Origin of the sequence: Nonomuraea diastatica (assembly GCF_004349015.1) — a bacterium.
Lineage (GTDB): Bacteria > Actinomycetota > Actinomycetes > Streptosporangiales > Streptosporangiaceae > Nonomuraea > Nonomuraea diastatica.
Map to the genome: position 1 here is coordinate 1 of NZ_SMKP01000078.1, position 19,775 is coordinate 19,775.

The 19,775-nt window shown below is 67.0% G+C and carries 18 protein-coding genes and 1 tRNA gene; 10 read left to right on the forward strand and 9 right to left on the reverse strand.

Annotated elements, in window-relative coordinates; all coding sequences use genetic code 11:
* Positions 1–236 precede the first annotated feature (236 nt).
* From E1294_RS25935 to rpmH, 8 genes are all read right to left on the reverse strand, one after another.
* Positions 237–1,199, reverse strand: coding sequence for a ParB/RepB/Spo0J family partition protein (locus tag E1294_RS25935; RefSeq protein ID WP_132512459.1), 963 nt, complete (start codon positions 1,197–1,199; stop codon positions 237–239).
* Positions 1,200–1,732: 533 nt separating this feature from the next.
* Positions 1,733–2,668 (reverse strand): ParA family protein, encoded by a 936-nt coding sequence (locus E1294_RS25940; protein ID WP_220447941.1) that lies wholly within the window; start codon positions 2,666–2,668, stop codon positions 1,733–1,735.
* A 137-nt stretch (positions 2,669–2,805) separates the two neighbouring features.
* Positions 2,806–3,477 carry a 16S rRNA (guanine(527)-N(7))-methyltransferase RsmG gene (gene rsmG / locus E1294_RS25945; protein ID WP_132512461.1) on the reverse strand — a complete coding sequence of 224 codons (672 nt, stop codon included), beginning with the start codon at positions 3,475–3,477 and terminating at the stop codon, positions 2,806–2,808.
* 281 nt (positions 3,478–3,758) lie between these two features.
* Entirely contained in the window at positions 3,759–4,247 is a 489-nt protein-coding gene (locus tag E1294_RS25950) for a Jag family protein (RefSeq protein ID WP_132512463.1), read from the reverse strand.
* A 20-nt stretch (positions 4,248–4,267) separates the two neighbouring features.
* Positions 4,268–5,218: a membrane protein insertase YidC gene (yidC, locus tag E1294_RS25955; RefSeq protein WP_132512465.1), complete on the reverse strand. Its 951-nt coding sequence runs from the start codon at positions 5,216–5,218 to the stop codon at positions 4,268–4,270.
* Positions 5,219–5,222: 4 nt separating this feature from the next.
* Positions 5,223–5,504 (reverse strand): membrane protein insertion efficiency factor YidD, encoded by a 282-nt coding sequence (gene yidD, locus E1294_RS25960; protein ID WP_132512467.1) that lies wholly within the window; start codon positions 5,502–5,504, stop codon positions 5,223–5,225.
* Positions 5,501–5,845 (reverse strand): ribonuclease P protein component, encoded by a 345-nt coding sequence (rnpA, locus tag E1294_RS25965; protein WP_246083282.1) that lies wholly within the window; start codon positions 5,843–5,845, stop codon positions 5,501–5,503. Before rnpA ends, yidD begins: the two co-directional genes overlap by 4 nt.
* A gap of 83 nt (positions 5,846–5,928) precedes the next feature.
* Positions 5,929–6,066, reverse strand: coding sequence for a 50S ribosomal protein L34 (gene rpmH, locus E1294_RS25970; protein ID WP_043614899.1), 138 nt, complete (start codon positions 6,064–6,066; stop codon positions 5,929–5,931).
* 455 nt (positions 6,067–6,521) lie between these two features.
* Here rpmH and dnaA point away from each other — a divergent pair, with 455 nt between their 5' ends.
* The 10 genes from dnaA to E1294_RS26020 all read left to right on the forward strand — a co-directional run bounded on the left by dnaA (position 6,522) and on the right by E1294_RS26020 (position 19,144).
* The gene (gene dnaA, locus E1294_RS25975) at positions 6,522–8,102 is read left to right on the forward strand and encodes a chromosomal replication initiator protein DnaA (protein WP_132512471.1); all 1,581 of its coding nucleotides are present in this window, start codon (positions 6,522–6,524) and stop codon (positions 8,100–8,102) included.
* Between the two features lie 543 nt (positions 8,103–8,645).
* Positions 8,646–9,785 carry a DNA polymerase III subunit beta gene (dnaN, locus tag E1294_RS25980; RefSeq protein ID WP_132512473.1) on the forward strand — a complete coding sequence of 380 codons (1,140 nt, stop codon included), beginning with the start codon at positions 8,646–8,648 and terminating at the stop codon, positions 9,783–9,785.
* A gap of 45 nt (positions 9,786–9,830) precedes the next feature.
* Positions 9,831–10,775 (forward strand): phosphogluconate dehydrogenase (NAD(+)-dependent, decarboxylating), encoded by a 945-nt coding sequence (gene gnd / locus E1294_RS25985; protein WP_132512475.1) that lies wholly within the window; start codon positions 9,831–9,833, stop codon positions 10,773–10,775.
* Positions 10,776–10,847: 72 nt separating this feature from the next.
* Positions 10,848–12,092 carry a DNA replication/repair protein RecF gene (gene recF / locus E1294_RS25990; protein WP_132512477.1) on the forward strand — a complete coding sequence of 415 codons (1,245 nt, stop codon included), beginning with the start codon at positions 10,848–10,850 and terminating at the stop codon, positions 12,090–12,092.
* Positions 12,082–12,582, forward strand: coding sequence for a DciA family protein (locus E1294_RS25995; protein WP_246083283.1), 501 nt, complete (start codon positions 12,082–12,084; stop codon positions 12,580–12,582). Before recF ends, E1294_RS25995 begins: the two co-directional genes overlap by 11 nt.
* Positions 12,583–12,919: 337 nt before the next feature.
* Positions 12,920–14,863 (forward strand): DNA topoisomerase (ATP-hydrolyzing) subunit B, encoded by a 1,944-nt coding sequence (gene gyrB, locus E1294_RS26000; protein WP_132512479.1) that lies wholly within the window; start codon positions 12,920–12,922, stop codon positions 14,861–14,863.
* Positions 14,864–14,947: 84 nt separating this feature from the next.
* A complete protein-coding gene (gyrA, locus tag E1294_RS26005) occupies positions 14,948–17,446 on the forward strand; it encodes a DNA gyrase subunit A (RefSeq protein WP_132512481.1) in 2,499 nt (832 codons plus the stop codon).
* 2 nt (positions 17,447–17,448) lie between these two features.
* Positions 17,449–18,132 carry a DUF3566 domain-containing protein gene (locus E1294_RS26010; RefSeq protein WP_132512483.1) on the forward strand — a complete coding sequence of 228 codons (684 nt, stop codon included), beginning with the start codon at positions 17,449–17,451 and terminating at the stop codon, positions 18,130–18,132.
* A 125-nt stretch (positions 18,133–18,257) separates the two neighbouring features.
* Positions 18,258–18,334, forward strand: a tRNA-Ile gene (locus tag E1294_RS26015).
* Between the two features lie 597 nt (positions 18,335–18,931).
* Complete coding sequence (locus E1294_RS26020; RefSeq protein WP_132512485.1) at positions 18,932–19,144, forward strand: GNAT family N-acetyltransferase; 213 nt, start codon at positions 18,932–18,934, stop codon at positions 19,142–19,144.
* Positions 19,145–19,386: 242 nt separating this feature from the next.
* Here E1294_RS26020 and E1294_RS52920 read toward each other — a convergent pair whose 3' ends face one another.
* On the reverse strand, positions 19,387–19,626 hold the full coding sequence (locus tag E1294_RS52920; RefSeq protein WP_165977478.1) for a hypothetical protein: 240 nt from the start codon (positions 19,624–19,626) through the stop codon (positions 19,387–19,389).
* Positions 19,627–19,775: the final 149 nt, after the last annotated feature.

Genomic DNA, 19,775 nt, shown 5'->3' on the forward strand with positions numbered 1-19,775 from the left:
GTCCCCGCGTCCCCGCGTCCCCGCGTCCCCGCGTCGAGGATTATCCCGGTGGCTGGAGGGTGAGGGTCACGCGGTCCGACTCTGCGAGGATTTATCGCTCACGGGCGCTTCCAGCGCCTGAAGCACAGCGGGACTGTGACGACCGACCCGCCCCCGGACGCGTGAAGCGGGGCCGAGTGTTTCACGTGAAACAGCGCATCGGGCTTGGCGTGGTTTCACGTGAAACAACCGTCGGGTCACTCCTGCGCGTCCCGCATCGCCCGGACGGCCTCTGGGGCCATGGTGTCGATGATGCGCTCAAGGTCATCGATCGTCGCGAACTCCACGACGATGCGGCCCTTACGGCGTCCCAGATCGACTTTGACTTTGGTCTCGAAATGGTCGGAGAGGCGGTCGGCGAGATGGGTGAGCCCGGGGGCGGTGGGCTTGGAGGTCTGGCGTTCGCGGGGAGCCTTCTGGGCGGCCTGAGCGCTCCCCATGGCGACGATCTCTTCCACTGCACGTACCGATAGGAGCTCCGCCACTATCCGCTGAGCGAGCTGGATCTGCTCCTCTACGGAGCTCAACCCGAGCAGAGCCCGCGCGTGGCCGGCACTGATGACACCGGCGGCCACCTTGGGTTGGATTTCGGGCGGGAGGTTCAGCAGGCGGAGGGTGTTGGTGATGTGGGAACGAGAGCGGCCCACCTTCTGTGCCAGCTGGTCGTGCGTCGCCTGGAAGTCGTCAAGAAGTTGCTGGTACGCTGCGGCCTCTTCCAGCGGGTTCAGCTGCTCACGCTGAAGGTTTTCGATGAGCGCGTCCCGCAGGAGGTCGGTGTCCTGCGTGTTGCGGACGATCGCGGGGACCGGGTCGAGACCGACCTGCTTGCACGCCCGCCAGCGCCGCTCCCCCATGATCAGCTCGTACTGCCCGCCACCGACCGACCGCACCACGATCGGCTGCAGGAGCCCCACCTCACGGATGGACTTCGCAAGCTCCTCAAGGCGTTCGCCGTCGAAGACCTCACGGGGCTGGCGCGGGTTGGGAACGATCACCTCCAGGGCGATCTCCTTGAAGTACGCCCCGGCGACCGGCTTCGGGCCCGTCTCCGCCGTTGACCCGTTGGCCGAGGACGGAACCGCCCCCGTGCCGTCAACGATGGGACCGGTCGGGATGAGCGCCCCGAGCCCCTTGCCCAATCCCCGCCGCTGCTGACTCACTGCGTCTCCTCATCCAGCCGGTCGATTCCGGTCACTCCTGGAGAGGTTACCGTTGTGCGCCGGACGGAGTGTCCGCTCGCCACACACCGTCCCGTTGGATTTACCCCGAGACGATCACAAATCTGCCCAACTCATGACCGCCCTCACGATCTCACGCTCCTGCCCCGGCCCCACCGAAAGCCAACATGACGTCACGGTGATTGCCACGAGCCTGGGGAAGCTCGCGGTAAGAGCCGGATATCCCTGAGCCGCCGCACGCAGGGGTCAGCCCTCACCTGTCAGGTCGATCCCCTCTACCGGGCCGCCGCACGCCGGATCGGCCCGCTCCGCCGGATCGGCCGTCCCTGCCGGGTGGGCCGTTGCATATCGGCTGGCCCCTGCGCGACGCCTGGCGTACCGGGCGGAAGAGAGGCGGGCGGGCGTGTACGGTTCCGTGGAGGTGACGTGAGCGGGTGCGGTGCGCTCGTACGACGTTGAGAGGCCGTCCGACCGATCGAGGCGCGGCAACCACGTCCTGCGGGATGGCGCGAAGTTCAGGCGACCGTGGCGCGGTGGGCGATTTCCCGGGCGGCGTCCATATAGGCCATCGCACCGCTGGACCCCGGGTCGTAGGTCATGACCGACTGACCGTAGCTGGGCGCCTCCGACAGGCGGACGCTGCGCGGGATGACCGTGTTGAGCACCGTTTCGCCGAAGTGGGCCCGCACCTCGTCCGCCACCTGCGAGGCCAGCCGGGTGCGGCCGTCGTACATCGTGAGAACGATCGTCGACAGGTTGAGAGTCGGGTTGAGGTGCGCCTTTATCAGGTCGACGTTCCTGAGGAGCTGGCCGAGGCCCTCCAGCGCGTAGTACTCGCACTGGATGGGGATCATGACCTCGTCCGCGGCCACCAAGGCGTTCACCGTCAGGAGCCCCAGGGACGGCGGGCAGTCGATGACGATGTAGTCGAGGTCGATCGCATCGTAGGCCGCCAGCGCGCGCCGGAGGCGGGCTTCCCTCGCCACCAGAGAGACCAGCTCGATCTCCGCACCCGCCAGGTCGATGGTCGCCGGAGCACAATAGAGGTTGGGCATGTCGGGCACTTGCTTGACGATGTCGGCCATGGGTAGGTCGTCCACAAGCACCTGATAGACATCAGGAACGTCGCCACGGTGCTCCGTGGCCAGCGCCGTGGAAGCGTTGCCCTGAGGGTCAAGATCGACCACGAGAACTCGCTGGCCGTGCATCGACAGGGCGGCGGCGATGTTGACCGAGGTGGTGGTCTTGCCTACGCCGCCCTTCTGGTTGGCCACCGCGATCACCCTCGTCTTGGCCGGGCGCGGCCAGGTGCCGTCGCCACCAGTGGGGCTCTCGCCGGACTGGACGGCCGTCTGGGTTGCGGATGTTTCACGTGAAACCACTGAGCTGAGCGCCTCTCGTACCAACGGCGATTCACCGGGGTTCAGGGGGGTCTGGGTCACGATGGCCATCCTTTCAACGAGTGGCGTGCCGGTGCCGGGAATTGACTCTCGCGACACGCCCATTTCGGGCCAGCCAACTCCGGTTGGACTCTCGGACGGACGGCTGTCCGGCCAGCCAAGACCGCTTGACGCGACTGGCACAACCGTCACCTCCTTCGTCGCCGCCCGGCTCGCTCCGGCGCGCGACCCGCTACCACCCGAACCAATGTTGCAGGCGGCTCGACCTTACCGCGCCCGACGGTCACGAGCTCAGCCGTTCGGGCCCCGGTGGCGCGCAATTCGGCCTCCGCCTCGGCCAGCTCGCCCGCGGCACGCTCCCCCTTCATGGCGATCAGCTCGCCGCCTTCGCACAGCAGCGGCATGGCCCATCTGAGGAGGCGTTCGAGCGGGGCCACCGCACGAGCGCCGGCGACGTCGTACTCGCGTTTGCCCGCCAGCTCCTCCGCCCGCCCGCGCAGCACCTCGACGTTGCCGAGCTTGAGCGTGTCGACGCACTCTTGCAGGAACACGGTGCGTCGAAGCAGCGGCTCCAGGAGCGTGACCGTGATGTCCGGACGGACGATCGCCAGCACGAGCCCCGGCAGCCCGGCGCCGGAGCCGATGTCCACCAGGCGCACGTCAGGCGGCACGACCTCCGCCACGACCGCGCAGTTGAGCAGGTGGCGATCCCAGATCCGCGGCACCTCCCGCGGACCCAGCAGCCCGCGGACGACTCCAGGACCCGCCAGCAGCTCGGCGTACGTGTTCGCACGCCCCCAAGCCTCCCCGGTGAAGACGTCGCGCGCTATCTCCGGCGGCTCCGGAAGCTCATCGCTCACTGGTCGGTGGCCCTTTCTTGGTGCTTGGTCGAAGCCGGACGCCGATCGCCCTCGGGACCGCGAGGACGTCAGGAGATCGTCCCTCACCCAAGGCTAGATGTGCGATCACAGGGGAAGACTAGCGGGCTGTCCCGAGGCCGACACCGGACCGCAGAGGGCCGCGCTGCCCGAGCGCGTCGACGGGAGTGCCCACGTGGCCGCCGGTCAGGATCGGCGGCCGAACATGCGAACGGCCGCCTGCCCCGCGTTCAGGCGGCGGGCAGACGGCCGGTTGGAACGTGTCAAGCAGGCAGGACCACGACGTACCGCTGAGGCTCCTCGCCCTCCGACTCGCTGCGGAGCCCGGCGGACGCCACGGCGTCGTGGACGATCTTGCGCTCGAACGGCGTCATCGGGTTCAGGGACTTCGGCTCGCCGCGTTCCCTGACCTGGTTGGCGACCTCGGTGCCGAGCTTGGTCAGCTCTGCCCTGCGGCGCTCGCGGTAGCCGGCCACGTCGAGCATCAGCCTGGAACGCTCGCCGGTCTGCCGGTGCACGGCCAGGCGGGTCAGCTCCTGCAGCGCTTCCAGGACCTCTCCCCCGGCCCCTACCAGCTCCGTGCCCTTGAGCCCGACCACGGAGACCAGGGCGCGGTCGCCCTCGACGTCCATGTCGATGTCGCCGTCGATGTCGGCGATGTCGAGAAGGCCCTCGACGTAGTCGGCAGCGATCTCGCCTTCCTGCTCCAGCGCGCTGAGATCAGGAGCCTTTTCCTGCTCGGCCTCGGTCATGGCCGGCCTCTCCTTCGTGTTCACGACTTCTTGCTGCCGGTGCGCTTGCTGCGGGACTGCCGGCTCGGCTGTTGCCTGATGATCTTAGGCTCCGGCGGGGGCGGCGGCGCCTGCTCCTCAGGGGGTGTCTTGCGAATCTTCGCGATCAGACCCTGCTTCGGCGGCACGGGGATCACGTTGCCCTTGGCGTCGTACTGGGGCATCGGGTGCCGGCTGTAGAACCAGTGTTGCTGGCCGAGCGTCCACACGTTGGTGGTGACCCAGTAGAGGATCAGGCCGAGGGGGAAGTTGAGGCTGAAGATGGCGAACAGCGGCGAGATGTACATCAGGATCTTCTGCTGCTGCGCCATGGGGTTGTCCGGCATCTGGGCCATGGACCGGGTGACGCTCTGCCGCACGGTGAGGAAGGTGGTGAGCGAGCTGATCGCCACGAAGATGCCCAGCACGATCTTCGTCTGCACCGCGCCGGCCTGGAAGGTCGTGAGCTGCTCGGCCGACATCCAGAAGTGGGCGGGCAGCGGAGCGCCGAAGATGTGGGCACTTCTCGCGCTGTCGACCAGTTCCTGCGTCATGCCGTAGTCGGGCTCGCCGTTGGCCATCTTCTGGAGCACGGTGAACATGGAGATGAAGATGGGGAACTGCGCGACAACGGGCAGGCAGCCGCCGAGGGGGTTGGCTCCGGCGCCCTGGTAGAGCGCCATGACCTCCTGATTCATCCGCTGCTTGTCGTTCTTGTAGCGCTTGCGCAGCTCCTGCACCTTGGGGGCGAGTTCCTGCATCTTCCTCGAAGATCGCATCTGCTTCAGGAAGAGCGGGAAGATCAGGATCCGCATGAACGCGGTCAGCGTGATGATCGTCAACGCCCAGGTCAGCCCGCTGTCCGGGTTGAGGACCGTGCTATATGCAGTATGGATCCAGATGATGACTTGGGCTACGGCTTGGTACAGCCAGCTCAGCCAGGACAGCTCCACCGAGCTATCTCCCTTGCGTTTCGTGGGACCGGACCGGGCGTGGGGGCACCGGGTCAATACCTCCGGGATGGAATGGGTGGCACCGCCCGATACGCCGGACAGTCAGCCATGTGCCGCGCAATGCTCCGTGCACGGCAATCGCCTCGAGTCCATACGCGCTGCACGACGGGTAGAACCGGCAGCGCGGACCGAGCAACGGGCCGATGAAGGCCCGGTAGAACCGGATGGGGAGGATGAGCGCCCGAGCGGCGGGGCTCGGCGCCACCACTTGCGGCTGCTCTGTCATCTCTGCTGTCCACCCGTCGAGGACTCGTGCCGCCTGAGCAAACGTTCCAGCGCTGAATCGAGCTCGGCGGCCAGCTGCTCGAATCGCGCGGACGCGGCCGGTGGATTGGCGCGTACCACCAGAAGGCTACCTCGCGGCAGCCGGTCAAGGCGGTCCCGCATCAGGTGTCGGAGCCGTCGCTTGACCTTGTTGCGCGTCACGGCGCCACCGACGGCCTTGCTCACCACAAAACCCACCAGGGGTTCGTTCTCCCCGGAAATGGTGAAATGCACCACTAGAGTCGGTCGGCCGGCGCGCTTGCCGCGCCGCACCGCCGCCTCGAACTCATCCCCGCGTCGCATGCGGGATTGACGGGACAGCACCGTATACGCCTAACGCCCGCCGGCGAGATGCACCGGCGGGCCGACTATCGGGCGCGGGTCGATCAGGCCGACAGCTTCTCGCGGCCCTTGCGGCGGCGAGCGGCGAGGATGGCGCGACCGGCCCGGGTGCGCATCCGCAGCCGGAAGCCGTGGGTCTTCGCGCGGCGACGGTTGTTCGGCTGGAAAGTACGCTTGCTCACGGGTGGGCTCCAGGCTTGATGATGCGCCAAGACGGCGCTTAACACACAGGATGGCCTGTCAGGGAAGCGAGGGCACGCGAAATAGCCGTCGCGTGACAAGCCGACCATCGTACGTTACGGGGGAAGCGCTGCCCAGGTCAAACCAGACCGGTTATCCACTAATCCACAGGCGACTTTTCCACTGCCGCGCCAGCGTCCACAGTATGTGCACCCGCGTGCCACTACGCTGTGGACAACGTCTTGAACGCAGCTGTGCACATGGATACTGTCGGCCCTTCTGGGCCTGCCCCAAGGCTGTGCACAACCTGTGGATCTCCTGTGGAGGGCCTGTGGAGGCCGGTACGAGAGCCCGGCAGCCACGCTGTGGACGGAGGGGTCGCCGAGAGCCGGGGCGGCCGCGCCATGTGGATAAACGATCGCGGGGGGCCGCGAGAGGGAGGAGGGGAAGCCGCATCATGAACGCTGTCGACCTCGGCACGGTATGGGCGAGGGCCTTGGGCAACTTCCTCAACGAGAACGTGCCGGTACAGCAGCGCACATGGCTGTCGATGGTGCGTCCGATCGCCCTGGCCAACGACACGATCGTGCTCGGCGTCCCCAACGACTTCCTCAAGGACCTCATCGAGGGCAAGCTGCGGCCACTCGTCGCGCACGCGCTGTCGCAGGAGCTTGGCCGGACGATGCGGCTGGCGGTGATGATCGACACGACGGCGCCGGAGCAGCCGCCGGGGGACGTTCATCAACAGCCTGTGACTCTTAGTTATCCCCAGGATGTGGAGAGTCAGCCACGTTATGCACAGCCTGCGCAACCGCAGCACAACCAGGCTTCCGAGCCTCCACAGTTCTATTCTCCACAGCCCGAGCAGCCCCAGATATCCACCGAATATCCACAGCAGAGCTTCTCTTTTGAACAGGCGCAGCCGTACACACCACCTGTGGAAAAGAGCCCCGAGCCGGCGCCGAACCGCTGGGAGGCGAAGAGCAACAAGCCCAGCGAACCAGCCCGTCTCAATCAGAAATACACATTCGAGACATTCGTCATCGGCGCCAGCAACCGGTTCGCCCACGCGGCGGCCGTGGCGGTGGCCGAATCCCCCGCGAAGGCGTACAACCCTCTCTTCATCTACGGCGATTCGGGGCTGGGGAAGACGCATCTGCTGCACGCGATCGGGCACTACGCCCAGAGCTTGTACGACGGAGCGCGGGTCAGGTACGTGAGCTCGGAAGAGTTCACCAACGACTTCATCAACAGCATCCGCGACCACAAGGCTGACGGGTTCCGCGGCCGCTACCGCGCGATCGACATCCTGCTTGTGGACGACATCCAGTTCCTGGAGGGCAAGGAGCAGACGCAGGAGGAGTTCTTCCACACCTTCAACACGCTCCACAACGCCAACAAGCAGATCGTCATCTCCAGCGACCGGGCGCCCAAGCAGCTGATCACGTTGGAGGACCGGCTGCGCAACCGGTTCGAGTGGGGCCTGATCACCGACGTGCAGCCGCCCGAGCTGGAGACGCGGATCGCCATCCTCAGGAAGAAGGCCATCCAGGAGGGCCTGGCCGCGCCGCCCGAGGTGCTCGAATATATCGCGAGCCGCATCTCCACCAACATCCGCGAACTGGAAGGTGCCCTGATCAGGGTCACCGCGTTCGCCAGTCTCAACCGGCAGGGCGTCGACCTGCAGCTCGCCGAGGTGGTGCTGAAGGACCTCATCACCTCGGAGTCCGACACCGAGATCACCATCGCGGCGATCATGAGCGAGACCGCTCAATACTTCGGCATCAGCATCGACGACCTGTGCGGCACCTCCCGCAGCCGGGCGCTCGTCAACGCCAGGCAGATCGCCATGTACCTCGCCCGCGAGCTGACCGAGCTGTCGCTACCGAAGATCGGCCAGCAGTTCGGGGGGCGCGACCACACCACCGTGATGCACGCCGAGCGCAAGATCCGGTCGCTCATCGCGGAGCGAAGGTCGATGTACAACCAGGTCAACGAGCTGACAATGCGGATCAAGCAGACACCCCGTGGATCGTGAGTTCATACACAGCCTGTGGAAAACACTGTGGACCAGCGCAAACGCAAAAATTCACTCGCCGTTCGCCCGGCAATGCTGGGAAAAATCCGTCCACAATGGTTGGGGACAACGGTGGGGACATCCTGGGGAGAACCTGGGGACTACCAGTGGACAGTGTGTGGACAGACTGTGAACAACGGATCTGGGACTCCAGAAGGCACCCCAGTACCCCGTGGATAACCTGTGGAAACCTCGTGGATAACCCCGGTCCGGCCGTGGATGAAGGCACCAAGATCTGGGGACGGCCTGTGGGCGAAAAATCTCTGTCCCCAGGCGCGGAAGTTCTCCCCAGGCGTCGCCCACAGCGTCGGTGGATGAAAATATGGCCGTTGACCTGCCAAGACGCCGGTTGTCCACAGTACCCACAGCCCCTAGTGTGATGACCTCCTATCTCTCTTACTAAGAAACTCAAAGACCCATAGAGGGGTTCTCCCGGAGCGCGAGTCCGGGAGGGTGGATCCTTGAGATCCTTGAATCAACGACGAACCCAGGAGGCTGATCACCGTGATGTTCCGAATCGAGCGAGACGTCCTCGCTGAGGCGGTGGCATGGACGGCACGCAGCCTCCCGGCGCGACCGTCGGTGCCCGTGCTCGCCGGCATGCGCCTGGAGGTCACGGACGAGCAGCAGCTCAAGCTCTCCGGATTCGACTACGAGGTCTCCGCCGAGGTGACGCTCGAGGTCCACACCGGCGAGTCAGGGGTCGTGCTCGTCTCGGGCAAGCTGCTCGCCGAGATCACCCGGTCACTTCCCGCACAGCCTGTGGACCTCGTGGTCGACGGCGCCAAGGCGGTCGTCACGTGCGGCAGCGCGCGGTTCACCCTGTTGACCATGCCTGTGGAGGACTACCCGTCGCTCCCCGCCATGCCGCCGGCCGCGGGCCGCGTCGGCAGCGACGTGTTCGCCTCGGCCGTCGGCCAGGTCGCTGTCGCCGCGGGCCGGGACGACACGCTGCCGATGCTCACCGGCGTGCGCATGGAGATCGAGGGCGACACGGTGACCCTCGCCGCGACCGACCGCTACCGGCTGGCCGTACGCGAGCTGAAGTGGCAGCCGGGGCAGCCCGACTTCTCCGCCATCGCGATGATCCCCGGCAAGACGCTCGCCGACACCGCCAAGGCGCTCGGCGCGACCGGCGCCGAGGTGGAGATCGCGCTCAGCTCCGCCGGAGGCACCGGCGAGGGCATGATCGGCTTCTCCAGCGCCGGGCGCCGCACCACGACCCGGCTGCTCGACCCCGAGTTCCCCAAATACCGCTCGCTCCTGCCCACCGAGTTCTCCGCCCGCGCCGACCTGTCCACAGGCCCGTTCGTCGAGGCGGTCAAGCGCGTGGCCCTGGTCGCCGAGCGCAACACCCCTGTGCGGCTGGCGTTCAGGAGCGGCGAGGTCGTGCTGGAGGCGGGGAGCGGCGACGAGGCGCAGGCCGTCGAGGCGCTGCCCGTCGACTACGAGGGCGAGGAGATGAACATCGCCTTCAACCACCAGTTCCTGCTGGAAGGGCTGGGCGCCATCGACTCCGACGTGGCCAGGCTGCAGATGACCACGTCGACGAAGCCCGCTATCCTCACCGGTGGCAAGCCTGTGGACGACGCGGCCGCGGCGGACTATCGCTACCTGATCATGCCCATCCGCCTGTCAGGCTGACCCGGCCTTCGGGGATGATGGAAGCCTGACTAGGGGGTAGACAACATGCAGATCGGCATGGTCGGACTGGGCAAAATGGGCGGCAACATGGCCGAGCGGCTGCGCCGCGGCGGTCATGAGGTCGTCGGCTACGACCGTGACCCGGCGATCAGCGACGTGGGCAGCCTGAAAGAGCTGGCCGAGCGCCTGCGAGCGCCACGCGCCGTCTGGGTGATGGTGCCCGCGGGCAAGCCCACGCAGACCACGATCGACGATCTTGGCGAGCTGCTCGACGAGGGCGACATCGTGGTCGACGGCGGAAACTCCCACTACGGCGACGACCAGAAGCACGCCGGCGAGCTGGCGGAGAAGGGCATCGGGTTCGTCGACTGCGGCGTGAGCGGCGGCGTCTGGGGTTTGGAGAACGGCTACGCGCTCATGTGCGGCGGCGACTCCGCCCACGTCGAGCGGCTGATGCCGATCTTCGACACGCTCAAGCCTGAGGGCGAGGACGGCTTCGTGCACGCCGGCGACGTCGGCGCCGGGCACTTCGCGAAGATGGTCCACAACGGCATCGAATACGGCATGATGCAGGCGGTCGCGGAGGGCTGGGAGCTGCTCGAGGCCTCCGACGTCGTCAAAGACGTCAAAGGCTCCTTCAGCAGCTGGCGCACCGGCACCGTGATCCGCTCCTGGCTGCTCGACCTGCTGGTGCGCGCGCTCGACGACGACGAGCACCTCGACCAGCTCCGCGGCTACGCACAAGACTCCGGCGAAGGCCGGTGGACGGTGCAGGCTGCCGTCGACCACGCCGTCCCGCTGCCGGTCATCACCGCCGCGCTCTACGCCAGGTTCGCCTCGCGCCAGGACGACTCCCCCGCGATGAAGGTCGTCGCGGCGCTGCGCAACCAGTTCGGCGGCCACGCGACCACCGCGGCGGAGGGCAGCACAGGCAAGGGCGCCGACGCGCCGGGCGCCGACGTCACGCCGCCCCGCGAGAGCGAACGGTAGCCGGCACGGCCTCCGCCGCCTTTCGCGAGCCGGTGACCCCAGGGGCCCGCGTGGCCGACTAACCTTCGTGGGGTGCATGTCGCCCACCTGTCGCTGACCGACTTCCGGTCCTACGCGTCCGTGGAGCTCGGCCTGGAGCCGGGCGTCACGGCGTTCGTGGGGCCCAACGGCCAGGGCAAGACCAACCTGGTCGAGGCCCTCGGCTACGTCGCGACGCACTCCAGCCACCGGGTGGCCGGCGACGCGCCCCTCGTCCGGCAGGGCGCCACACGCGCGGTCATACGCTGCGCCGTGCAGCGCGACGACCGGCGGGCGCTCATCGAGCTGGAGATCAACCCGGGCCGGGCCAACCGTGCCAGGCTCAACCGCTCGCCCGTGCCGAGGGCGCGCGACGCCGTGGGCCTGCTGCGCACCGTGATGTTCGCCCCCGAGGACCTGTCGCTGTCCAAGGGCGACCCGTCGGAGCGCCGCCGATTCCTCGACGACCTGCTGGTGGCCAGGGCCCCCAGGTTCGCCGGTGTGCGCGCCGACTACGACCGGGTGCTCAAGCAGCGCGGCGCCCTGCTCCGTACGGCCGCGCAGGCCCGCAGAGGCAGCAGGAGCGCCAGGAGGGCGGAGAGCGACACCGGGTTCGCCGCGGCTGGCGCGGGCGACGTGCTGAGCACGCTGGAGGTGTGGGACGCCCACCTCGCCAGGCACGGCGCCGAGTTGTTGCGGGCCCGGCTCGAGCTCATCGAGGCGCTGCGCCCGCTGGTCGCGGGGGCCTACGCCGCGCTCGCCCCCGCAAGCGCTCCAGCGACGCTGGCCTATCGCAGCACGTTGTCCACAGGTGGGGATAACGGTGAGGGTGGCGAACTGCCCGAAGACGCCGGTGAGCGGGGATCTTCCGCTACACAGACGTTATCCACAGACCTGGGGAAAACCCTTGAAGAGCGTATCCGCGAGCGCCTGCTGGAGGTGCGCCAGTCCGAGCTGGAACGAGGCGTCACGCTCGTCGGCCCCCACCGCGACGACCTGATCCTCGGTCTCGGCGACCTGCCCGCCCGCGGCTACGCCAGCCACGGCGAGTCCTGGTCGTTCGCGCTGGCGCTGCGGCTGGCCGCCTATGACCTGCTGCGTGCCGACGGCGGCGATCCCGTGCTGATCCTCGACGACGTGTTCGCCGAGCTCGACACCCAGCGCAGGCGCCGCCTCGCCGAGATCGTCGCACCGGCCGAGCAGGTGCTCATCACCGCGGCCGTGTCCGACGACGTGCCCCAGGAGCTGTCAGGAGGCAGATACGACGTCGCCGAGGGGGGCGTAACCCGTGTCCGCTGACGACAACGCCACCGCCAGAGGCGCCGCGATGGCCAGGGAGAAGCTCGCCCAGGCCAAGGCCGACGCGGCCAAACGCGGCCAGCTCCCCCGGCGCGAGCCCAGGCGCAGAGCGGCGGGGCCGCGCCGTGAGGGCGGTGATCCGCAACTTTTCGGGCGGGCCATCGCCGACCTGCTCGCCGACCGCGGCTGGGAACGCCCGGCGGCCGTCGGCGGGGTGTTCGGGCGCTGGGCCGACATCGTGGGCTCCGACCTGGCCGCCCACACCAAGCCCGAGTCGTTCGACGACGGCGAGGTGTTGATCGTGGCCGACTCGACGGCCTGGGCCACGCAGGTGCGGCTGCTCGCGCGCACCCTCGTACGCAGGCTCAACGAGGAGCTCGGCGACGGCACGGTGACGAAGGTCAAGGTCAGAGGGCCGCAGAACGCCCCTCGCCCGTCAGGCGGATTGCGGGTGACCGGAAGTCGGGGTCCCGGCGACACTTATGGATAGCCGCGCCCAACGCCTGCCCGGACGCTGTGGATAGGGGCCAAGGGCGATCAGAAAGCCACAGACGCGATAAGCCCCCCTATCCGGAGGGGGGATGCGACCCAGGGGGCAGAACGAGCTAGCGGGCATCACAGGCGCGTTCATTGCCACCTTGAGGCTCCGAAGGCGGTAGAATGAAAAAGGATTCCGGACACGTCCGCTTGCGTGTCACCCCGGCAGCAAGCCGACTCCCCTGGGTGACCGCGCATCGGGGCACTCACGACGGTGACGGGCACGGCAGGGGCAGCTTGTGCATTCATGGCGACCCCCGCCGCGTGTCCGCGGCAGGAGGATTTCGCAGTTGTCCTACGACGCTAGCTCAATCACCGTACTCGAAGGGCTTGAGGCGGTTCGCAAGCGCCCGGGTATGTATATCGGCTCCACCGGGGAGCGAGGTCTGCACCACCTGGTCACCGAGATCGTGGATAACGCGGTGGACGAAGCCCTCGCGGGCTTCGCCACCAGGATCGACGTCACGCTCTTGGCCGACAACGGCGTGCGCGTGATCGACGACGGCCGCGGCATCCCCACCGGCATCCACCCGGTGGAGAAGCGCTCGGCGGTCGAGGTCGTGCTGACCACGCTGCACGCGGGCGGCAAGTTCGACAGCCAGTCCTACGCGGTCTCCGGCGGCCTGCACGGCGTCGGCTCGGCCGTCGTCAACGCGCTGTCCACCGCGATGGACGTCGAGGTCAAGCAGAACGGCCACTACTGGCGCCAGCGCTACGAACACTCCAAGCCCACCGCGCCGCTGGCCAAGGGCGAGGAGACCGACGAGACCGGCACCATGGTCACGTTCTGGCCCGACCCCGACGTCTTCGAGACCACGGCCTGGAACTACGAGACACTCTCGCGGCGCTTCCAGGAGATGGCCTTCCTCAACAAGGGCCTGACGATCACGCTGACCGACGAGCGTCCCGACCACATCAACGGCGACGTGCGCACGGTCAACTACCTTTACGAGGGCGGCCTGGCCGACTTCGTCCAGCACCTCAACACCAAGAAGGAGCCGGCGCACGCGTCGATCATCTCCTTCGAGGAAGAGGGCGACGGCATCGCGGTCGAGATCGCCATGCAGTGGAACAACTCCTACGCCGAGTCGGTTTACACCTTCGCCAACACGATCAACACGGCCGAGGGCGGCACCCACGAAGAGGGCTTCCGCGCGGCGCTGACGTCGATCGTCAACCGTTACGCCCGCGAGCAGAAGTTCCTCAAAGAGGGCAAAGACGACAACCTCTCCGGCGAAGACGTCCGCGAGGGCCTGACCGCGATCATCTCCGTCAAGCTCTCCGACCCGCAGTTCGAGGGCCAGACCAAGACCAAGCTCGGCAACACCGAGGCCAAGTCGTTCGTCCAGAAGGCGTGCAACGACCACCTGCGCGACTGGCTCGAGCGCAACCCCGGCGAGGCCAAAGACATCATCAACAAGTCGCTGCAGGCCTCCCGCGCCCGCCTCGCGGCCCGCCAGGCCCGCGACCTGACCAGGCGCAAGTCGCTGCTCGAGTCGGGCAGCGGCCTGCCGGGCAAGCTGGCCGACTGCCAGTGGAACGACCCGGAGAAGTGCGAGCTGTTCATCGTCGAGGGCGACTCGGCCGGCGGCTCGGCCAAGGGCGGCCGCGACTCGCGTTTCCAGGCGATCCTGCCCATCCGCGGCAAGATCCTCAACGTCGAGAAGGCGCGGATCGACAAGGTCCTGAAGAACAACGAGGTCCAGGCGCTGATCACCGCGCTCGGCACCGGCGTGCACGACGAGTTCGACATCACCAAGCTGCGCTACCACAAGGTCATCCTGATGGCCGACGCCGACGTCGACGGCCAGCACATCAACACGCTGCTGCTGACGCTGCTGTTCAGGTTCATGAGGCCGCTGATCGAGGCGGGGCACGTCTACCTGTCGTGCCCGCCCCTCTACAAGATCAAGTGGGACCGCAAGGGTGATGACGCCTCCTACGCCTACTCCGACCCCGAGCGCGACGCGGTCATCGCCGAAGGCATCGCCAACGGCAAGCCCGACCCGCGGTCGCGCGACAACGTACAACGCTTCAAGGGCCTGGGTGAGATGAACGCGGCCCAGCTCTGGGAGACCACGATGAACCCGGAGACCCGGCTCCTGCGCCTGGTCACGCTCGACGACGCGGCCCAGGCCGACGACCTGTTCAGCGTGCTCATGGGCGAGGACGTCGAGGCCAGGCGCGACTTCATCATCCGCAACGCTCGCGATGTTCGTTTCCTCGACGTCTGAGCGACCGGCCGTGGGTGCAGATTCCGCTACCTGCGGTGAGCCGCAGGACATGGCTCATCGTTCCATGAAGAAGGACCTCAACCTGTGACGGACGTGAACACCACTCCCCCGGCTGACCGCATCGAGCCTGTGGACATCCAGTCCGAGATGCAGCGCAGTTATATGGACTACGCGATGTCCGTCATCGTGTCCAGGGCGCTGCCGGACGTGCGCGACGGGCTCAAACCGGTGCACCGCCGGGTGCTCTACGCGATGTACGACGGCGGCTACCGTCCCGACCGCGGCTACTTCAAGTGCGCCCGCGTCGTCGGTGACGTGATGGGCACCTACCATCCCCACGGCGACACCTCGATCTACGACGCGCTGGTGCGCCTGGCGCAGCCGTGGTCGCTGCGCTATCCGCTGGTCGACGGGCAGGGCAACTTCGGCTCGCCGGGCAACGACCCCGCGGCGGCGATGCGTTACACCGAGTGCAAACTCGCGCCCATCGCCATGGAGATGCTGCGCGACATCGACAAGGAGACCGTCGACTTCCGGCCCAACTACGACGGAAAGTCGCAGGAGCCCGACGTCCTGCCGGCGCGTTTCCCGCAGCTGCTGGTCAACGGCTCGGGCGGCATCGCCGTCGGCATGGCCACCAACATCCCGCCGCACAACCTGCGCGAGGTCGCCTCGGCGGTCAGGTGGGCGCTCGAGAACCCGGAGGCGAGCGACGAGGAGCTGCTCAAAGCCTCGATCAAGCTGGTCAAGGGGCCCGACTTCCCCACCAGCGCGCTGATCGTGGGCCGGCGCGGCATCGAAGACGCCTACCGCACCGGGCGCGGCTCGATCACTATGCGGGCCGTGGTCGAGGTGGAGGAGGACAAGGGGCGGCAGGCGCTCGTCGTCACCGAGCTGCCGTACCAGGTCAACCCCGACAACCTGGCGCTGAAGATCGCGGAGCTGGTACGCGAGGGCAAGCTGACCGGCATCGCCGACGTACGCGACGAGAGCTCCTCGCGGGTCGGGCAGCGCCTGGTGATCGTGCTCAAGCGCGACGCGGTCGCCAAGGTCGTACTCAACAACCTCTACAAGCACACCCAGCTCCAGGACACCTTCGGCGCCAACATGCTGGCCCTGGTCGACGGCGTGCCGCGCACGCTCCGTCTCGACCAGTTCATCCGGCACTACGTGGCCCACCAGATCGAGGTCATCGTCCGCAGGACCCGCTACCTCCTGCGCAAGGCCGAAGAGCGCGCCCACATCCTGCGCGGACTGCTGGCGGCCCTCAACCGGCTCGACGAGGTCATCGCCCTCATCCGGGCCTCCGAGTCCGCCTCGGCCGCCCAGCAGGGCCTCATGGGGCTGCTGGGGATCGACGAGATCCAGGCGCAGGCCATCCTCGACATGCAGCTGCGCAAGCTGGCCGCCCTGGAGCGGCAGGCCATCCAGGACGAGTTCGACTCCCTGATGACACAGATCGCGGAGTACAACTCGATCCTCGCCAGCGAGGCCCGCCAGCGCGAGATCGTCAACGACGAGCTGGCCGAGCTGGTCGGCCGCTACGGCGACGACCGCAAGACCGAGATCATCGCCTACGACGGCGACATGTCGATCGAAGACCTGATCGCCGAAGAGGAGATCGTCGTCACGATCACCCGGGGCGGCTACGCCAAGCGCACCCGCACCGACCTCTACCGCGCCCAAAAGCGCGGAGGCAAGGGCGTACGCGGCGCGCAGCTGCGCCAGGACGACATCGTCGACCACTTCTTCGTCACCACGACGCATCACTGGCTGCTGTTCTTCACGAACAAGGGCCGGGTCTACCGGGTCAAGGCGTACGAACTTCCCGACGCCGGCCGCGACGCCCGCGGCATGCACCTGGCCAACCTCCTGGCCATGCAGCCCGACGAGACCGTCATGGAGGTCCTCGACCTGCGTGACTACAACGTCGCCCCCTACCTGGTCCTCGCCACCCGCAGCGGGCTGGTCAAGAAGACGCGCCTGGCCGAGTACGACTCTCCCAGGTCCGGCGGTCTGATCGCGATCAACCTGCGCGACGACGACGAGGTCATCGGGGCCCGCCTCGTCTCCGAGGAAGACGACCTGCTGCTCGTTTCCAAGGGGGCGCAGTCGATCCGGTTCACCGCTTCCGACGACGCGCTGCGGCCCATGGGCAGGGCGACCAGTGGTGTCATCGGGATGAGGTTTCTCGACGGTGACGAACTTCTCGCCATGAATCGCATCGCCGACGGTCAACATGTGCTTATCGCCACGAAGGCTGGGTACGCAAAACGGACGCCAGTGGAGCAATATCCAGTTCAAGGCCGTGGCGGTAGAGGCGTGCTTACTGCGAAAATCGTATCCTCCCGTGGCAAGCTGGTCGGAGCCGTCATGGTCAATCCAGAGGACGAGGTCTTCGCGATCACGTCAGCCGGCGGGGTGATCCGGACGAGTGCCGGTGAGATCAAACAGTCCGGCCGTCAGACCATGGGAGTGCGATTGATGAATCTCGCCGAAGGCGACAGCGTGGTGGCCCTCGCCCGGAACGCGGAGTCCTTGGAGACTTCGATGGAGAGTGAGGAAGACGGGGGAGGAGAATAGTCATGAGCGCCCAGGGTGGCTCCGCCAGAACAAGGGCGGCTTCGGGTAACGGACAGCAACCGAAGCGGCCCGCAGAGAAAGAGACCTTCGACGAAAGCAGGGACACCTCGCCCGCGCAGGGCAGGCCCTTCCCGGCCAAAGACGACTCCAAGCCCACATCGCCGCCACCTCCGCAGCAGCAGCACCCGCAGCAGCAGCCGGAGGGCAACGACACAGTCCGCATCCGCCCGTCGCTGGCCACGGAGGCTCCGCCTCCGCCCGCGGTCGAGCTGCCCAAGAAGAAGTCGAGCGGCGCGGGGGCGCGGCTCCCCCGCAAGGCCCATCTGGTCCTGCGCCGGGTCGAACCGTGGTCGGCCATGAAGTTCAGCTTCGTGGTGTCCCTGGTCTGCTTCGTGGTGCTGTTCGTGGCGGTGGCCGTGCTGTACGGTGTGCTGTCCGCCCTGGGCGTGTTCGACTCGATCGTCGACCTGGTCAACCAGCTCGGCCAGGGCGAGCAGGGCCAGAACTCGATCCCGATCGACATCGCGTCCTGGTTCGAGCCGGTACGCATCCTCGGCTACACCGCCCTGATCGGAGCGGTCAACGTCGTGCTCATCACGGCTCTGGCCACGCTGGGGGCGGTCATCTACAACGTCGCCTCTGACCTCGTCGGGGGCGTCGAGGTGACTTTCAGCGAGGCCGAATAGCCCGCGGGCTCGCGCCGTGCCCTTCGCCGGCACGGCGCGAGCAGCACGCCGGAGACGGTAAGCTTTTCCCGACCGAACAACCGGTTCGCCTCCGATCGCCGGATGCGATAACGTTCGGTGTGTGCGGGGCTATAGCTCAGACGGTTAGAGCGCTTCCCTGATAAGGAAGAGGTCCCAGGTTCAAGTCCTGGTAGCCCCACCACGCTGACCAGCGAAAAGGCCGCTATCCGATCTTCGGAGAGCGGCCCTTCTGTTGCGTGGGTGCCCAACTGAGTGACTGCCGTTCGCTGATCATGCTGCCACAACGGCTTCTCCTCCACGGCCCCTGGCGGATACCTTGCGCGAGTGAGTGACCATGAGCCAGAACCGCCGGGGTGCACGTGGGACTCCTGGCACGGCGGCCCGAGCTCATACGAGACCTTGCAGAGATCTGTCGGCAGGAGGAGGACGGAGAGCCGGGGCGTGTTCAACGGTGGCCAGGTGTGCCTCTTCGATGACGACGACGGCACAGGGAGGAAATTGGCCTACGAGTGCAAGTTCCAGAAGCTTCGCTGGTACGACTACACGAACAAGACCAGCTCATGGGTGAACTTCAATAGGCCCTCGAACACCAAGGCTTCCCTAGTACTGGGACGGCGAGCGGGTGCGGAACCTCGTTTCCAATGTCTCCTCAGCCATTCATATATCGACAAAGGCTCAGCCGACCTGAGCAACCGGGCCGACTTCCTCAACGTCTGCGGATACTAGTGTCATCCGCCTGACAGGGCCGACATCGACTCTCGACTCGCCCTCTGATTGGGTGCGGATCACCGAACGCGAAGCCGGACTCGACGATCTGCCGGTGACCTTCGTCGCGATGGATGGGACAGGGCGTGTTCTTGGCGGCGTGGGGCTGAGCATGTATGACCTTGAGGAGCGACGGGATCGTTCTCCATGGGTGGTGGGAATGATCGTCCGGCCTGAGCAGCACGGTGCGGGTGTAGGCCAGCTCCTTGTGCGTCATCTCTGCTGAGTGGGCCATGGCCACCGGCATCGAACGTCTCTGGGTTGCCACTGGTGGAAGGGCTGTGGAGGTCTACCCGCTGGCTCGACCGCAACACCAACGCCCGCCTGGTCGTCATCGACGTCTTCGCCAAGGTCCGAGGCACCACAGCACCCGGCCTGTCCGCCTACGACGCCGACTACGCCGCCAAGAGCCTGGCCGACACCGACGGCGTCGCCATCGTCCTGATCCACCACGTCCGCAAGATGGCCTCAGAAGACTTCCTGAGCGAAGTCTCCGGCACGCATGGCCGGCCGGGGTGGTGGGCCCCAGACCCTGGTGGAGGTCGTGGCCGCGTCGATCAGCTCACCGGACTCGGCGATCTCCTCGACCAGCCCGTTGTGTTCTTTCAGCCGGGCCTGTCTCTCGGCCGGTGTCAGCTCCTCTTGGTTCAGGAAGATCGGGTGCTCCCAGTTCACCGGATTGCTGTAGATCAGTAGCAGGCATTTCATCGGCGACCCCCCAGCCTCATGGTCCTCCTTCTTGACGGCTCTCCTGAAGAGTCGGATCAGCGGAGCGGATTTCGACAGCCCGTTCGGCGGTGCGCGTGTCGCGATTCGGGTTCCGGCTCCGACTCCTCTGAAAAGCTTTCGATGCAAAG

Excerpts from the sequence above, each read along its gene's own strand:
- E1294_RS52920 (WP_165977478.1), bottom strand. The coding sequence starts at position 19,626 with ATGAAATGCCTGCTACTGATCTACAGCAATCCGGTGAACTGGGAGCAC.
- E1294_RS25940 (WP_220447941.1), bottom strand. The coding sequence starts at position 2,668 with ATGGCCATCGTGACCCAGACCCCCCTGAACCCCGGTGAATCGCCGTTG.
- gnd (WP_132512475.1), top strand. The coding sequence starts at position 9,831 with ATGCAGATCGGCATGGTCGGACTGGGCAAAATGGGCGGCAACATGGCC.
- dnaA (WP_132512471.1), top strand. The coding sequence starts at position 6,522 with ATGAACGCTGTCGACCTCGGCACGGTATGGGCGAGGGCCTTGGGCAAC.
- yidD (WP_132512467.1), bottom strand. The coding sequence starts at position 5,504 with ATGACAGAGCAGCCGCAAGTGGTGGCGCCGAGCCCCGCCGCTCGGGCG.
- rnpA (WP_246083282.1), bottom strand. The coding sequence starts at position 5,845 with ATGCGACGCGGGGATGAGTTCGAGGCGGCGGTGCGGCGCGGCAAGCGC.
- E1294_RS26010 (WP_132512483.1), top strand. The coding sequence starts at position 17,449 with ATGAGCGCCCAGGGTGGCTCCGCCAGAACAAGGGCGGCTTCGGGTAAC.
- E1294_RS25950 (WP_132512463.1), bottom strand. The coding sequence starts at position 4,247 with ATGACCGAGGCCGAGCAGGAAAAGGCTCCTGATCTCAGCGCGCTGGAG.